This is a genomic window from Xylophilus sp. ASV27, assembly GCF_016428875.1.
In the GTDB taxonomy this organism is placed as follows: domain Bacteria; phylum Pseudomonadota; class Gammaproteobacteria; order Burkholderiales; family Burkholderiaceae_C; genus Xylophilus.
The window spans coordinates 1-249 of record NZ_JAELTO010000451.1; the positions used below are offsets into that span (position 1 = coordinate 1).

A 249-nucleotide genomic window follows, 5' to 3' on the forward strand; every position below is an offset into this window, starting at 1 on the left:
GGGGGGGGGGGGGGGGGGGGGGGGGGGGGGGGGGGGGGGGGGGGGGGGGGGGGGGGGGGGGGGGGGGGGGGGGGGGGGGGGGGGGGGGGGGGGGGGGGGGGGGGGGGGGGGGGGGGGGGGGGGGGGGCGGGGGGGGGGGGGGGGGGGGGGGGGGGGGGGGGGGGGGGGGGGGGGGGGGGGGGGGGGGGGGGGGGGGGGGGGGGGGGGGGGGGGGGGGGGGGGGGGGGGGGGGGGGGGGGGGGGGGGGGG

Annotated in this window: 1 protein-coding gene; it reads left to right on the forward strand. The window is 100.0% G+C overall.

Going from position 1 to position 249, the window contains the following annotated elements:
• Positions 1–249: hypothetical protein (locus JHD63_RS25320; RefSeq protein WP_198973217.1), on the forward strand; the 249-nt coding region annotated here is incomplete at both ends.